We start from the raw sequence: 14,908 nt of genomic DNA, 5'->3' as shown, positions 1-14,908 counted from the left end.
TCCCTTTATTTTATGATGTAGTTATTCATCTGCATACAACAAATACTTTTCCCGCATTGTTCTGTACCTTGCAAGGTCTTTTTGCCATGTTTCATAAATATCCTCCGCCGGCATACCCTTAATAATCTGCGATCTTAGCACATTCGTTCCTGCCAGCAAATCCATAAATTTAGGATTTGTAAAAAATACCGCACCCTGTCCCGATTTCTTATAAAAGTCGATCAGGAACTTCAATTCCAATCCCCGGTGATATCCATAATTCCTCAAATCGAGGCCATAACAGGCCTTATTTGCATTCAACGGACTTTTATTCCCATCATTCGGACGTGGAGTAAAAGAAAATTTACCATATTTCGGATCAGGAGCTCCCACCACCTGAAAAGGAAAATCAGTGCCACGCCCGACACTTACATTTGTAGCTTCAAAAAAACAGAGAGATGGATATAAGCCTATTGCCCAAGGATTTGGCAGATTAGGCGACGGCTTTACGGGAAGAATATACGAAGTTCCGTGTTTCCACCCCGTCATTGTAATCACTTTCAGATCAGATTTTATCCCACCTTTCAGCCAGCCTTCACCGTTTATCATCCGGGCCAATTCCCCCACTGTGAGTCCATGCAAAACCGGAATAGGATGCATACCCACGAATGACTTATATTTTGGGTCTAAAACAGGTCCGTCGATATAGTCGTTCGGATTGGGACGATCCAGAATAATACATTCTTTCCCGTTCTCGGCACATGCTTCCATCACATAATGCATTGTACTGATATATGTATAAAAGCGCGCTCCTACATCCTGTATATCGAAAATAAGTATATCCGTATCTTTCAGCTGGTCAGCCGTCGGTTTATAATTTTTTCCATACAGGGAAATAACAGGAGTTCCGGTCCTGGCATCTTTACCATCCACAATCTTTTCTCCCGCATCTGCATTCCCTCTGAAGCCATGTTCGGGTGCAAAGATCTTTATTATGCGTACCTTGTGAGATAAAAGTGTATCCAACAGATGCGTCCCGTTAGATAATACTGAAGTTTGATTTACTATTAAAGCAATTTTTTTATCTTTGATAGCAGGTAATAAAATATCAATCCTGTCCGCACCTAATGACAGTGTTTGAGTAAAAACCGTTATATTTGAAGTGAGGCTTATAAGTGTAAGGAGAAATATACAAAACTTTTTCATTTATCTGACTGTTTTTAAAGCGAAAAGCCGTTTTGCAAACTTACTTATTTTTATAAGAAAAAGACCTGATACTGCATGAATACATTAGCTATAATCGAAAAATATTATAAAAAGAACTCGGATTTATACAATATCCTGATAGAACACAGTACCGATGTAACCAATAAGGCTCTATCCATAGCGGCAGCTCATCCGGAGCTGAATATCGACAGTAAGTTTGTAAGTGAGGCAGGCATGCTTCACGACATCGGCATCTTTATGACAAATGCGCCATCTATAAAGTGCTTCGGAATAGAACCTTATCTAGCACACGGATATCTCGGGCGTGAAATTGTAGAGAAGTCGGGCTATCCCCTGCATGCGCTTGTTTGTGAAAGACATACCGGCACAGGATTGTCTCTTGAAGAAATCATAGAAAATAAACTCCCTCTGCCTCAAAGAGATATGCGTCCCGTGAGCATTGAAGAAAAACTGATATGTTTCGCGGATTGTTTCTTCTCCAAAACCCGCTTGGGAGAAGAACGTCCGATAGACAAAGTGCGGCAAAGCCTGTCCAAGTTCGGAGAAGCGTCTGTCCGGCAATTCGACAGATGGTGTGCAATATTCCTCTGATAAGAACACGCCCCACCTTCTTTCAAAAATTCGTATCTTTGCTTACAAAACCAATTAATAACACACAAATAGAATGTCTATGAAAAAAATTCTGATCATCTTAACTATTTGTTTCTCTGCAATAACGACAGCTTCATCGCAAGACCAGACCGGAAAGCTCTCATTTGCCGGAAGCCTCAATTATGGCTCGAAAGTAGAATCATTAGGAATAGGCCTGCGGGCGCAATACGGATTTACCAGCCATCTGAGAGGAACTGCCGAATATAAATACTATATAGACAGGCACAATCTCAGTGCATTCGGTATCAATGCCGACGGCCATTATGTTTTCAGTGCCTCAGAAACCGTATCCCTATACCCTCTCGCCGGACTGAATTTAACCCGCTGGACATATGATCCGGGCAGATCTGATTCCGATGGTCCCAAGTATTCAGATAACCGCATCGGGTTGAACTTTGGTTTCGGAGGACAGGTTTCCCTGGACGACAACACATTTATCCAGATTGAAGCAAAAGAAGCCTTCATCAAGAACTACTCACAGTTTGTGATATCTGTCGGCTTTATGTATCAGTTCTGACAGGACTCCAAAAGGATCGACTATATTACCAGGGGTAATCTCGGCGAGATTATCCTTTTTTATGCGAATTTCCAAACAATTGATATTTCAGCTTTGTTATTCTATAATAGTTTTGAACGATCATTTTATATCAAATATTTTGTCCTGCTGACGACAGAAGTATCCCTGTTCGCTCATCAAGAAAAGACAGCAGCGGTTTTACTCCGTTAGGGACGAAAAAGACTCTAATTCCTTTGATAACTCAGATTCTTTTATAATTAATTATGGACAAACTAATCATACCTGCACTCGCAATTTGCTTATCATTATATGCATGTTCTGCTCCAGCAAAGAAGGACAGCATGGAAACGAGTATCAATAACCCGATAAAGAAAATAGAGAGCAGCCCGGCTATGATTCCTTCCGGCAATGGGATTATCCGCCTGAACATAGTTAATGGTAAAGGGGATGTAATGATCCAGAAGAAGAAAAATCAGACAATACATATCGAATTCGAGTCGAAAGGATATAAGAATATTACAGCTCAGCTATTTTCGACGGATTCACTTGCCAATATCAGGTTCTCGCAAATAACACTGCCTAACAAAGGTATGGATGGCCCTTTCGGCCAGAATTTGAGTTACAGTATATCTTCCGACGGGATATATAAACTATCCATTCATGAAAACATGATGGCAGGCAACCTATGGGGCGGTATCATGGAAGTAAAGGTATCTCTCTCTAAATAAGAACACATTAAATAAAAAAAACATTCTTCCGAACGGCTTTCTCCATTATATAATCGTTACCTGACAACAATCTTCTGTGCTACTTTTCCTGCCTTTATTATATAAAGCCCTTTGGGCAGTTCGAGAGGACAAGTACCAATACATGTTTTCAGGTTGACACTGGTGACTTTTACTCCGAGAATACTATACACCTCAAGGTAACCCGAGGTAGGTACATTTTCCAATGGAATCCTGACTGTACCACCATTCACTTCAACAATCAGATTCATCGTTTTATCTGTAGTCTGTTGAGGTTCGGACGCAAAAATATTCGACGGAAAATCCATTTCTCCCGCATTCGCAGAGAAAGTGGCTCCACCAAACAGTATAAGGAATAGTATGTTTCTCAAATTTACCATTATCTATTATTCCTAATATTCACAAATGTAAGTATTAAACCTTATAAAAGAATAAAAAAATGAAAAAAAATGAAGCCTTTCACAATTTTTCACGAAGTCCTTCGTTGGCCAGTACAGTGTTCGGAAAGACCTCACTGGCTTCTTCCAGTAAAATATTATTATCGGGATACCGTGCCGAAAAATGTCCCAGCATCAGTTTCTTCACATTTGCCATCTTTGCTATTTGCGCAGCCTGCCTGGCAGTCGAATGGCCTGTCTCTTTAGCCCGTGCCTTATCCGTATCAGCAAACGTGGCCTCATGATAAAGCAGGTCTACTCCTTCTATGACAGGAATAATCTTCTCACTATAAGCCGTATCGGAACAGTAAGCATATGAACGCGGAGGCCCGGCAGGAATCGTCAGCCTTCCGTGAGGGACAATCTTGCCGTCTTCCGTTACAAAATCAGCTCCCTGCTTTATTTTAGCCAGTTCCCTGACCGGTATATTATAAAACCTGATCATATCCGGCAGCAAATGCGCCTCTTTCTGCTTCTCCTGAAAAAGAAATCCGGCACAGGGGATTCTGTGCAGAAGAGGTATCGTTTTCACGGAAACAGACCTGTCTTCGTAAATCACTTCGCTTACTTTCGGATTGAACACTTCCACTTTGACCTCGAAAGGATTGTCCTTGCAAAAGAAATCTATTTCGGGGCGAAGCGTATTTTCCAGCCCGGCAACAGTATGTATGACAAGGGCGCCTGTTCTTCCCAGAAGCCCCAATGTAGAGATCAGCCCGATCAGACCAAAACAGTGGTCTCCGTGCAGGTGCGAGATAAATATATGATTTAAACGTCCAAAACGCAGTTTATTCCGCCTGAATTGCAGTTGAGTCCCCTCTCCGCAATCTATCATAAATAATTTTTCCCTGATATTCAGTACCTGTGATGAAGGATTATGTAAGGTTGTAGGTGTAGCAGAGCCACAACCCAGTATATCCAGTTCAAACTTTTCCATTCTTTCTATTCAATATGTATCAGTTTGTGTGTTTGCAAGCTGAGCCGCCAACGGGGATGCTGTTTTATGAGTTCCACACAATAGGCGACATTCTCCGGATTGATTTTATCCGCGTCAAAGACCGGACTCAGAAAATAGTTATCGGCCTGCGGGAATACCGAAATATCCGGTACCGGGTCTCCGGCCTGTACAGGCATGCGAATCTCATGGACAAAAGGAATCCGGCTCTTTATTGTCTCATAGTCCTGCTTAGGGCTACAGGTGATATAATCTATCAATGAAGGCACCCTTCGCGTACCATTTGTCTCTATTGCCTGCTTATACCCGTGTTCACGGAAAACAGCCAGATGTTCATCCTTCAGTTGGATTGTAGGCTCGCCACCGGTCCATATGATCCATTTGCACGGATAAACACTGATAGCCTCCAGTATCTCGTCTATACTCATTTCTTCTCCATCGGCAAAATCCGTATCGCAGAAACTGCAGGCCAGATTACATTTTGTAAGCCTTATAAACACGGACGCCTCTCCTACCCGCCCCCCTTCACCTTGCAAAGAGTAAAATATCTCATTCACTATCAACTTCATAGATGGCTGTTGTTTTAGGAGTTTCGGATACTTCTACTGCATATAGTTCGGGAATGTCCTTCTTGAAAATATCATACAGATACTTTACCATGTTCTCGGCTGTCGGGTTAAATGGTAATACATCATTGAGATGCCTGTGATCGAGCGTGCCGTCTATATACCGTTTCACACTATCGAGTTCTCTGTAATCCTTAATAAAACCGACATTATTCAATTCTTTTGCCCGCAAATGTACCGTAATCACATAATTGTGCCCGTGCAGCCTCGAACAAGGATGTGCGGGAGGGAGGCCTTCCAGTATATGTGAGGCGGAAAACGAAAATTGTTTACTTATTTTATACATATATTATTATTCTATTCCATTCCGGATATATATTCTTTTGTTAAAACCTGACAAAACTGACACTTTTTACAGTTAGCAGTAAACAGTCATCAGTTAACAACTTGTATCTTGTGTCTTGTTTACTCGTATCTTGTTTACTTGTAACTCGTAACTGCCCAAAGGGCGAAGTAACTCGTAACTTTCTTAAAAAGTAACAAAAGTGACAGCTTTTACGCATTTTAATTAATGAATTCTTAAACATTGAATCTTTAAATCCTTCCCATTTATTCAAAGAGCTATAAGCTAAAAGCTAATAGCTAGCTTACCATATAGATAAACTTTCTCAATAAATATACACCGGAATCATCTTGACTATACCATCATATAATCCAGCTTACACTATACATAATCAATATATACCGTAACAATTTACCGGAGAACATCGCTATATTGACAATATACACATTTGCCCGCATATACCCCAAAGCCAGTGCGATAATGTCTCCCACAACAGGCATAAAACTGAAAAAGGCCATAATTGCACCTTTGCCTTCGAGCCATTGCTGCATTTTTTCTATCTTGCCCCGGTCTACTTTCAGATACTTTTCTATCCATTCTATTTTCCCCAGACGACCGAGATAATAGTTTGTCATACCTCCCAGCCAGTTGCCTACCGAGGCTACAATGACACATCCCCACGCATTCATCCCCATAGCTAGTAGTCCGGCAAAGACAAATTCCGACCCGAATGGCAAAATAGTAGCCGCCAGAAAAGATGCCAGAAAAAGACCTATATAGCCATATTCGACAAATCCGTCAAGCATGTATTTTATAATATATGAAGAAGGCAAAAAGAGGTGCCATTACACATAAACCTATTCCTGCTTTTTTTACCCACGATTCAGTTTTCAGGCTTTCTTCGTCATACCTCGCCTTACGCATGAGTGAACGCGGGCTGATAATCATAAAGATACCGAAGATGAGCATGAAAACAGCGTATATGTAATCCCAGTTTGAATATTGCATTACTTTAAATTTTTAAATGGTTTCTTTCTTCTTTGTATAAAAATATAAATACATAATGCAAATATAGCGAGAATGGTTGTATAAAAACCGAGCATTTGTATTAAAGTTCCTTTATAAAAGACTTCCACCCTACCTGTCTGATCTACCGGAATTTGTACTAGCCCATTACGACTACCGGCAACAGGGATATCCTTTCCGTTCAGGGCAGCCGCATAGCCCTTATAATATATCAACGGGAGTTCAAGGCTGTCTTTCATTTCCACATTTACATTAAATGCCGTAATATTTCTATTCCGTACGAAAGCCGTAATTGCCGTTTTACGGGTCTGTGATATAACGCTGTCTCCGCGATCGCGTATAAAAGGATCGGGAAACGGCATTGCAGCAGGATAATATTCCATTCCGGCCATAGCATAGTGGGTTGTTTCGTTCAGTCCGGTACCGGATAAGCGGGGACGAACTTTCATTTCTTTATACGAAGAAGCATCAATGACAACAACCACGGATAGTAGAATAATCAGTGCCGACAATACAGCAATCTTACTGCCCCTTCCCTTACATAATAAGCATAAATAATATCCTCCGGCCAGGGCAAAGAAAAAACAGACAAACTCATATAACCGCCACGGGAACTGGATAAAGCTTAGATACGAAAGAGGGAACTTAGTCCAGGGAGCCAGACCGGAAGTAAGAAGGATATAAAAAATACCGATAATGACCCCGGTGTCGATACTTCTTAAATATTTTGCAGACTCTTTGTCTTTACTTCTGACAAAGAAGCGGAAACACAATGGCAGTAAAAGCAACAACCCCACTCCTACGGATTGGCTTCCTGTTGTGAACCCTGCAATCATACCGTACAGTATGGCGGGAAAATCAAGCAGGCTCTGCGCTGTGGTATATGGTAAATATGTGAATTTCCCAAAATAAAATGTATTGGATAATACCTGCTCAAAAAAAGGGAACAGGTAGTAGCCCGTCATTATAATTGTGACTGCTCCGGCCAAAACCAGATAATAAAGCCGCTTAGGTTCTTTCAACAGGCTTCTGTTATAAATTACCAATATGATGCATACTGTAATAAATAACAACAGAGAAGAAAGTACATGCGTAAAGATCATCAGCGAAAAACCGATAGCGATAACATACCATTTCCGGTAATCGCCCTTGATGATATAATAAAGGCCGAGAAAAACGACCGGTAAAAAGGTAAATGAAAATGCCTCACCCCATGCCGCCCTATGATATAAATCATAAAGACGATAAAGGCAAAAAGTATATAATAACGAACCCAAAACTGCCGCATACCCGTCCTTATATACCTTCCGGATAAAGATATACATGAAAATACCACATAAGAATGTCATCGAAAAAAAGAGGGACAGATAAGCAAACGATTTACCGGTAAAGATGGCCAGAACAGCAAAAGGGATCAGGATAAAGTCAGAATAGAACGGTTTTACCAGATATCCGTAATTATACAAGCCTTTATAATCGATATATGAAGGAAATATACCATCCTGAAGCCCCTGCATCAATGCTTCGAAGCGTGCGTTATGAAAAAAATAATCATCTCCTCCCACAAAAGACCGACCATACACGATCGTCATCAAAAACAAGAGGTACAAAAGTATCAGCAGGAATATCCAGAAATGATATTTCTTATCCGGAACCAAGGGAAACATATATTATTCTTTTTGTTTACTATCTTTTTTTAAAAATAAAAATATGAAAACAAATAATGCTATAATACTTACGACAGATATATAAAAACTCACTTTTTGAATAATTGTACCATCGTAATATACTTTCACATCACCTGTTTCGTTCACAGGTATCTGTATAAGCCCGTGTGTGCTTTGGGTAATTGGTAACTCTTTGTTGTTCAGCAATGCTGCGTAACCTTTGTAATATAGAAGCGGGAGTTCAAGTGAATCCGCGCTTTGGGTATTTATTTCGATATTTAGTATGCGCTTGTCACGGCTATGGCTTTCAATCGTTGTATTCCCGTTCATGGAGGCGATACTGTCGCCCCTGAGAAGAATATAATAGGCAGATTCCGCTTTATCGGGAACATATTCGGCTCCATTCAGGTAGAAAAAATTGCTGGCATCAGGCTTTTCGTTGGTTTGCCCGATATGGTGAATATGCATAATTCTGAAATTGTCATTGTGCATATATATCACCGCGGCAGTACACAGAATAACAGCTAAAGCGACGATAAAACGTCCTTTTTCTTTTATAAATATCCTCGACAGGTAATAACCCGCCGCAATGGCGAAGAAAAAAGTAACCAGCAAATACAACCTGCCCGGATACTGGATGAAAGACAGCAAAGTGAACGGAAACCGTCCCCACGGAAACAGTTTCGAAGATGCAAAAATATAGAACAATCCGATAAGCAACCCGGTATCTGCACTCCTGAGCATTTCCGGTTTCCCCCTGACAAAGAAACGAAGAGGAACAACCGCAGTAAGCAGGATACCGATACCCACTATCGTTATATCATCCGGATAATAAAATCCGCATATCAATCCCCAGAAAACATAACCGAAGGGGATCTTGGCATTGGCAGGCAGCGTCCAGTCATTCGTCTCATAGCGGTATGTGTTTGCCTGCATTTGTTCCAGAAGGGGAAATATATAGACTGCCGTAATGGCTAAGGTGACAATTCCGGCCAGAACCAGGCAGGCCAGCCTTTTCGGCTCTTTTATCAATGATTTGTGATAGAAAATAAGAACTATTACCACCGTAATGAATGTGAGAACCGTAGAAATCACGTGCGAGAAGATAAGCAGGCTGAAACCGATGGCAATAACATACCATTTCCTGTAATCGCCTTTGATAATATGGTAAAGCCCCAGAAATACCAGGGGAATAAAGGTAAAGGCAAAGACTTCTCCCAGGGCTCCCCGATTGTAAATATCATAAAAACGGTAAACGGAGAATGTATAGAGTATCCCGGACAAAAAAGCGGCAAATGAACTCTTATATATCGTCCTCACCACCGAATACATGATTGTCCCGCAGAGGATGGTCATCACAAACAGCATCACTTCAAATGCATTGTACGTACCTATAAGAATGCCCAATGCAGCAAAAGGAATCAATACCACATCGGAATAGAAAACTTTACTCAAATAGCCGTAATTCAGCGCAGCGGCATAATCTATGTAATGAGGGAAAGTTCCTTCACGAAGCGCGGCAATAAGCGCTTCGAAACGTTTCAGATGAAAGTAATAATCATAGCCCGGATGCTCATACACAGCACCGAATACCCTCGTCATATATGCTGAAAGGAGCAGCAATACAGCGAAGAAAATCAAGAAATGATATTTCCTGTTCACTGCTATGGCTGCTATAAGACTATTTATTGTATTCATCATTTCTTTGCATTACTCCGTTTACGCTTGGAAATAAAGATATATATCATCAGCCCTATAGTACTTGATAGGGAAATATACCAGCTATACTGTTGCGTGGCCGTGGGTGTATAGCCGACCTCAATTCTCCCGGATTTATCAATTTCAATCTGCACCAATCCGTTTTCACTTTCGGTGACGGGTATTCCCCTTTTTCCGCCTGAATAAGCAGCCTGGTATCCTTTGTAATAAACAAGAGGCAGTTCCAACTTATCAGGATTGCCTGTCTTCACATCAAATGAGGCAATACCTTCTTTCCGTGTAAAATTAGAGATAAGAGTTTCCTTATTTTCCGATATAACCGTATCCCCTCTCTCATGTATATAACGGTATGACGGCACTTTTACGGGAAGATACTCCAGTCCGCCCAGATAATACTCATTGTCTACCGAGGCGATTCCTGTGAACCAATGCGGAGCCTCACTGAAGGCCAGTGACTGCCAGTATTTATAATTGTTGTTGTTTACAACAAAGGTGATGAGAGTAAAAAGTACAATCACGCTTCCCGCAGCAATTTTGTGTTTTTTAGTTCTCACTATCGCAGATAGGTAATATGCCCCGCCAACAGCAAAGAAAAATATAATAAACTCATACAACCTCCACGGAAACTGGATGAATCCGAGAGGCAGCCGTCCCCAAGGGAAAACAGCAGAAGCAATGACAAGCAAGATAATCCCGGTTAAAAGACAAAAATCAGCAATTCTGATAGCCGGGCTCTTCTCTTTTATAAACAATCTCAACAGTACAAGTAGTATAAGCAGCGGGCCTGTACCGGCCATATTTTCAGTTTTGGGATATAATATTCCGCTGAGGAATCCCCAGCCGAGGTCCTGCATATAGAGTTTGGTTTGCCCTGTTATGTTTTCTTTTGTGCTGTAATAGAATGTATTGGAAGCCATTTGTTCCAGCAATGTCAGTATATAGCTGCTAACGATAGGTAAGGTAATTATTGCCGCCAATGCTAAGTAGCCTATCCGCTTGGGTTCTTTTACCAGTGGTTTATAGCAGATGATGACAATAAGGGTAAGGGTAATAAAGGTAAGGAACGATGATAGCAGATGTGTGTAAATAAGCAGGCTGTATCCGATTGTCAACAAATACCATTTTCTGCAATCACCCTTTATGATGTGGTAAAGCCCGAGGAATATAATGGGCAGAAACGTGAATGAAAGCGATTCGCCCAGAGCCGCACGGTTATACCAGTCGAAAAGATGATAAGCCGAAAATGTATACAGAATCGCGCCGGCCGATGCTGCGAACGGATTCCTGAATACCCTGTCCACCGCTATATATGTAAATAGTCCGCATAGGAATGTCATGGTGAAAATCATTACATTATAAGCTGCAACTGTCCCTGTAAGGATGCCTAACGCCGCAAACGGCAATACAATAAGGTCCGGATAAAACCCTTTGGTGAAATAGCCGTAACCCTCCAGAGCGTTGTAATCTATATAAATAGGATAATCACCCGCTTTCAATGCCTGGATTAATACATCGAATCGCCCGGTATTGAAGAAATAGTCGTGCCCCGCATATACCGATACCGGCCCGAACCAGCACACCATAAACAGGGATAAGATGAATAATAAGGACAGAAATACCCGGAAGGGATATCTACTGTCTGTCTTTATGTCGGTTGCGTTATTCATCTGCTGTTTTTATTTCTTCTTTCTTTTTTAGATAAGAAAATATAGGCACACAGGCCGAGGATACTGAGTAATGTTATTATCCAGCTCAGTTTCTGAACCGGTGTACCTCCATAGTAAACGGTTATATGTCCGGGTTTATCGATAAGAATTTCCACCAGCCCGTTTTTACTTTCGGCAACGGGCGGTATTTCCTTATTATCTTGTTTAACTACATAACCTTTGTAATATATCAACGGAAGCTCCAGTGTTTCGCTCCCTATATTGCCTGTGGCATTTACATCAAAAGAAGTGACGCCTTTTATTCTTCTGAAATTTGCAATGCTTGTTCCCCCATAAAGAGTACCGATACTATCCCCACGCTGATGTAGATATTCAATCGAAGGCACTGCCGAAGGGACATATTCCAACCCCCCCAAATGATAGTCGTTATTGAAGGCTGCCACTTGGGTAATGGGACGCCCGCAGCGGTACATTTCATACGATCTGGCATCGTTGACCATAACAAATACCAATAATATCACAACTATCCATCCTGCCGCGAATTTGCGCTTGTTCGACTTTAGTATCAATGACAGATAATATCCTCCGGCAACGGCAAAAAAGAAACTTGTGAACTCGAACAGCCTCCAAGCCATCTGTATAAAGTTCAGTTTATTGAACGGGAAAACAGACCAAGGAAACAGAGGGGAAGAAGCTATAATATAGACCAATCCTATAACAACACCTACATCCACACTCCGCAATGCGGATGATTTCCCATAAACGAACAATCTTAACCCGACCGCGACCGTAAGCAAAAAACCCACCCCCGGAATGAAGGCCTGCGCCGGTATAACAACCCCCGTAAACATGCCCCAGATAATCCAATGGAACGGCAGGGCCGAATCCTGCGTTTTGATGGTCAGTTCACGGCTTTCGTAATAAAATGTGGCGGTTATCGCCTGTTCCAGCATCGGAAAAAAGTAATAAGATGTGATGACCAAAGTAGCAATGCCTGCCACCAGGAGATATAGTAACCGTTTTGGGTCTTTAATGAGCGGTTTGTAGTAGACAAGAAGGAGGATCAGCAAGGTGAAGAACATCAGCACAGAAGATATCAGATGAGTGAAAATCATCAGGCTGAAGCCTATTGCCAGAATATACCATTTCTTATAATCTCCCTTGATAATGTGATATAGCCCCAGAAAGACTACGGGGATAAATGTGAATGTAAGCGTTTCCCCCAGTGCCGCCCGGTGATACAAATCCAGTAACCGGTATACGCAGAAGGTATATAGCAAAGCTGCTATTGCGGCGGCAAACGGTTTTTTATAAATACGATTTACAGTGATATATGTGAATACCCCGCATAAGACCGTCATTGTAAATACCATAACCTGATAAGCAAACTCGAGGTTTGTCAGGTTGCCGATAAACGCAAAAGGAATCAGTACAAAATCAGGATAGAATGCTTTTGTAAAATAACCGTATCCATCGATAGCGTTATAGTCGAGGTAAATAAGCAGGGGGCTTGTTTTCATTCCATCCATCAATGCCTGTAACCGTCTGTAATGAAAAAAGAAATCCTGCCCGGGACAAAGCGGCTGATATAAATACATCATTGTCAGTGACAGGAACACCAACAAGATGAAGAACAGCCAGAAGTGGCTTTTCTTATTTGCTGCAATATTATCGGGGATGCGGCTGAACCAGTCCATTTTTCTTTTTTCTGTTTAGTAAAGTTATATAAACACACAAAGATAATACACTTATCAGAGATATGTATAAACTTATTCTCTGAATCGTTGTTCCTCCATACCAGGCTCTTACTTCACCCGACCGGGTTACCGGTACATTCACAAAGGCCATGTCGCCTTGCATTACGTCCAACTTTTCCCCATCGAGGGTAGCCATATAGCCAAGATAGTAGAGTAACGGAAGGGTCAGGGTGTCGGGTTTATTTAACGAAACATTAAATACAACCGTATTATATTCTCTCCTCAGATTACTTATTTGGGTGCTGTCGTTCATCCCTTCCACTTTCTCACCTCTGCTATGGACATAATGGATATCTTCCAATGCAGACGGCAGATATTCGCGCCCGATGAGGTTATATCCATTCTCATAGGTAGGTTCTAACGCTAATGCTTTTACACTGGCGGGTAGGTCTTTCGACGAATCGATAGATTTATAGTTCTCGCTCTGCATATATGTGGTTGCCATTACTGCAAGAACAATAATAGCCGCTACCACTAACCGCTGCCTGTCCTTGATAATTACCGAAGACAGATAGTATGCCCCTGCTATGGCAAAGAAATAAGATACAAATTCATATAACCGCCACGGATATTGTATAAAAGAGAGCAGGCTGAACGGAAACCTTCCCCACGGGAAAATCCGGGAAATGGCTATGATAAAGCATATTCCTATTATTACACCTATATCCGCACTTCTCAACTTATCATCCTTTTTTCTTTTTATGAAAAAGCGAAAGAACAGGAGCAGTGTAAGCAGGATACCTGTCCCTGTCCATAATTCCCTGTCAGGATAGGCTATTCCGCTTATAAATCCCCATAAAATATAATCAAAACCTACTTTGCCGTATCCTGCCCCTCCTCCCGGACTACGCGAATCGAGGTAAAAGGAGTTGGACGACAATTGTTCCAGCATAGGGAAGGTATAGTAAGATGTGACAAAAATTGTGACTATACCGGCTAATAGGAGATATATCAGGCGTTTCTGTTCTTTGATCAATGATCTGGAATAGATTATCAATAAGACAAGTAATGTTACAAACATCAGCACCGATGCTATGGTATGGGTATAAATAAGCAGGCTGTATCCGGTGGCAAGCACATACCATTTCCTCCTGTAATCTCCTTTTATGATATAGTAAACACCGAGAAAGACAATTGGCAGGAATGTAAAAGACAGGGCCTCGGCGAGTGCCCCCCGCTGATAGAAATCGTACAGGCGGTAAACGGCAAAGGTATAAAGTATCGCTGCTATGGATGCGGTATATGAGCTTTTATAAACGACACTGACTGTGTGATACATAAATACGCCGCACAATATCGTCATGGTAAATACCATCACGTCATAAGCGAAATACACGCTTGTAAAGGTGCCGACAAAGGCAAAGGGAACCATGATGACATCGGAATAGAATCCTTTGGTAAAATAGCCGTATCCATCCACATTGGCGAAATCGACATAGAACGAAGGATAAACTCCATGTTCTAATGCGTCAATCAATGTGTACAACCGCCTGTAATGAAAGCTGAAATCGAAACCGGAACCGGAAGAGGACGAACCGAAGCAAAACATCATAAATAAGGTGAGAAAAACCAAAACCACAAAAAATATGTAGTATTGGCTTTTCTTATTCGATTGTATTCCCCCCGATAGGTTATCGATATTCATGCATCA

Annotated in this window: 15 protein-coding genes; 3 read left to right on the top strand and 12 right to left on the bottom strand. The window is 41.4% G+C overall.

Annotation, left to right across the window (positions count from 1 at the left end; translation table 11 throughout):
• Positions 1-21 precede the first annotated feature (21 nt).
• Positions 22-1,185, bottom strand: a complete 1,164-nt coding sequence (locus ACFO6W_RS16070; protein WP_379998255.1) for an exo-beta-N-acetylmuramidase NamZ family protein — start codon at positions 1,183-1,185, stop codon at positions 22-24.
• Between the two features lie 75 nt (positions 1,186-1,260).
• Between ACFO6W_RS16070 and ACFO6W_RS16065 the strand changes: the two genes are divergently transcribed.
• The 3 genes from ACFO6W_RS16065 to ACFO6W_RS16055 all read left to right on the top strand — a co-directional run bounded on the left by ACFO6W_RS16065 (position 1,261) and on the right by ACFO6W_RS16055 (position 3,102).
• Positions 1,261-1,797: an HDIG domain-containing metalloprotein gene (locus tag ACFO6W_RS16065; protein ID WP_379998253.1), complete on the top strand. Its 537-nt coding sequence runs from the start codon at positions 1,261-1,263 to the stop codon at positions 1,795-1,797.
• Between the two features lie 79 nt (positions 1,798-1,876).
• A complete protein-coding gene (locus tag ACFO6W_RS16060) occupies positions 1,877-2,374 on the top strand; it encodes an outer membrane beta-barrel protein (RefSeq protein ID WP_379998251.1) in 498 nt (165 codons plus the stop codon).
• A gap of 263 nt (positions 2,375-2,637) precedes the next feature.
• Positions 2,638-3,102, top strand: coding sequence for a hypothetical protein (locus tag ACFO6W_RS16055; RefSeq protein ID WP_379998249.1), 465 nt, complete (start codon positions 2,638-2,640; stop codon positions 3,100-3,102).
• Between the two features lie 56 nt (positions 3,103-3,158).
• Here the strand turns inward: ACFO6W_RS16055 and ACFO6W_RS16050 are convergent, their stop codons facing one another.
• From ACFO6W_RS16050 to ACFO6W_RS16000, 11 genes are all read right to left on the bottom strand, one after another.
• Complete coding sequence (locus tag ACFO6W_RS16050) at positions 3,159-3,500, bottom strand: hypothetical protein (protein ID WP_321753887.1); 342 nt, start codon at positions 3,498-3,500, stop codon at positions 3,159-3,161.
• Between the two features lie 79 nt (positions 3,501-3,579).
• Entirely contained in the window at positions 3,580-4,494 is a 915-nt protein-coding gene (locus tag ACFO6W_RS16045; protein WP_379998247.1) for a ribonuclease Z, read from the bottom strand.
• Positions 4,495-4,499: 5 nt separating this feature from the next.
• The gene (locus tag ACFO6W_RS16040) at positions 4,500-5,081 is read right to left on the bottom strand and encodes a 7-carboxy-7-deazaguanine synthase QueE (RefSeq protein WP_379998245.1); all 582 of its coding nucleotides are present in this window, start codon (positions 5,079-5,081) and stop codon (positions 4,500-4,502) included.
• The gene (queD, locus tag ACFO6W_RS16035) at positions 5,062-5,424 is read right to left on the bottom strand and encodes a 6-carboxytetrahydropterin synthase QueD (RefSeq protein ID WP_379998243.1); all 363 of its coding nucleotides are present in this window, start codon (positions 5,422-5,424) and stop codon (positions 5,062-5,064) included. The genes ACFO6W_RS16040 and queD overlap by 20 nt, the downstream gene beginning before the upstream one ends.
• A 359-nt stretch (positions 5,425-5,783) precedes the next feature.
• On the bottom strand, positions 5,784-6,227 hold the full coding sequence (locus ACFO6W_RS16030; protein ID WP_379998241.1) for a YqaA family protein: 444 nt from the start codon (positions 6,225-6,227) through the stop codon (positions 5,784-5,786).
• Positions 6,220-6,429 (bottom strand): hypothetical protein, encoded by a 210-nt coding sequence (locus ACFO6W_RS16025; RefSeq protein WP_379998239.1) that lies wholly within the window; start codon positions 6,427-6,429, stop codon positions 6,220-6,222. Before ACFO6W_RS16025 ends, ACFO6W_RS16030 begins: the two co-directional genes overlap by 8 nt.
• On the bottom strand, positions 6,429-8,114 hold the full coding sequence (locus tag ACFO6W_RS16020) for a hypothetical protein (RefSeq protein WP_379998237.1): 1,686 nt from the start codon (positions 8,112-8,114) through the stop codon (positions 6,429-6,431). The genes ACFO6W_RS16025 and ACFO6W_RS16020 overlap by 1 nt, the downstream gene beginning before the upstream one ends.
• A 3-nt stretch (positions 8,115-8,117) precedes the next feature.
• The gene (locus ACFO6W_RS16015; RefSeq protein WP_379998235.1) at positions 8,118-9,815 is read right to left on the bottom strand and encodes a YfhO family protein; all 1,698 of its coding nucleotides are present in this window, start codon (positions 9,813-9,815) and stop codon (positions 8,118-8,120) included.
• Positions 9,812-11,500: a hypothetical protein gene (locus ACFO6W_RS16010; RefSeq protein WP_379998232.1), complete on the bottom strand. Its 1,689-nt coding sequence runs from the start codon at positions 11,498-11,500 to the stop codon at positions 9,812-9,814. Before ACFO6W_RS16010 ends, ACFO6W_RS16015 begins: the two co-directional genes overlap by 4 nt.
• Entirely contained in the window at positions 11,497-13,197 is a 1,701-nt protein-coding gene (locus ACFO6W_RS16005) for a hypothetical protein (protein ID WP_379998230.1), read from the bottom strand. Before ACFO6W_RS16005 ends, ACFO6W_RS16010 begins: the two co-directional genes overlap by 4 nt.
• Positions 13,169-14,902 (bottom strand): hypothetical protein, encoded by a 1,734-nt coding sequence (locus ACFO6W_RS16000; RefSeq protein ID WP_379998228.1) that lies wholly within the window; start codon positions 14,900-14,902, stop codon positions 13,169-13,171. Before ACFO6W_RS16000 ends, ACFO6W_RS16005 begins: the two co-directional genes overlap by 29 nt.
• Positions 14,903-14,908 lie beyond the last annotated feature (6 nt).

It is taken from the genome of Dysgonomonas termitidis (assembly GCF_042654545.1).
Lineage (GTDB): Bacteria > Bacteroidota > Bacteroidia > Bacteroidales > Dysgonomonadaceae > Dysgonomonas > Dysgonomonas termitidis.
Note: the sequence above shows the minus strand (reverse complement) of the source record. Positions and strands in the feature narration are given on the sequence as shown.

Bases quoted from the DNA above. Each gene is read 5' to 3' on its own strand.
- ACFO6W_RS16070 (WP_379998255.1), bottom strand. From the start codon at position 1,185: ATGAAAAAGTTTTGTATATTTCTCCTTACACTTATAAGCCTCACTTCA.
- ACFO6W_RS16065 (WP_379998253.1), top strand. From the start codon at position 1,261: ATGAATACATTAGCTATAATCGAAAAATATTATAAAAAGAACTCGGAT.
- ACFO6W_RS16060 (WP_379998251.1), top strand. From the start codon at position 1,877: ATGAAAAAAATTCTGATCATCTTAACTATTTGTTTCTCTGCAATAACG.
- ACFO6W_RS16055 (WP_379998249.1), top strand. From the start codon at position 2,638: ATGGACAAACTAATCATACCTGCACTCGCAATTTGCTTATCATTATAT.
- ACFO6W_RS16050 (WP_321753887.1), bottom strand. From the start codon at position 3,500: ATGGTAAATTTGAGAAACATACTATTCCTTATACTGTTTGGTGGAGCC.
- ACFO6W_RS16045 (WP_379998247.1), bottom strand. From the start codon at position 4,494: ATGGAAAAGTTTGAACTGGATATACTGGGTTGTGGCTCTGCTACACCT.
- ACFO6W_RS16040 (WP_379998245.1), bottom strand. From the start codon at position 5,081: ATGAAGTTGATAGTGAATGAGATATTTTACTCTTTGCAAGGTGAAGGG.
- queD (WP_379998243.1), bottom strand. From the start codon at position 5,424: ATGTATAAAATAAGTAAACAATTTTCGTTTTCCGCCTCACATATACTG.
- ACFO6W_RS16030 (WP_379998241.1), bottom strand. From the start codon at position 6,227: ATGCTTGACGGATTTGTCGAATATGGCTATATAGGTCTTTTTCTGGCA.
- ACFO6W_RS16025 (WP_379998239.1), bottom strand. From the start codon at position 6,429: ATGCAATATTCAAACTGGGATTACATATACGCTGTTTTCATGCTCATC.
- ACFO6W_RS16020 (WP_379998237.1), bottom strand. From the start codon at position 8,114: ATGTTTCCCTTGGTTCCGGATAAGAAATATCATTTCTGGATATTCCTG.
- ACFO6W_RS16015 (WP_379998235.1), bottom strand. From the start codon at position 9,815: ATGATGAATACAATAAATAGTCTTATAGCAGCCATAGCAGTGAACAGG.
- ACFO6W_RS16010 (WP_379998232.1), bottom strand. From the start codon at position 11,500: ATGAATAACGCAACCGACATAAAGACAGACAGTAGATATCCCTTCCGG.
- ACFO6W_RS16005 (WP_379998230.1), bottom strand. From the start codon at position 13,197: ATGGACTGGTTCAGCCGCATCCCCGATAATATTGCAGCAAATAAGAAA.
- ACFO6W_RS16000 (WP_379998228.1), bottom strand. From the start codon at position 14,902: ATGAATATCGATAACCTATCGGGGGGAATACAATCGAATAAGAAAAGC.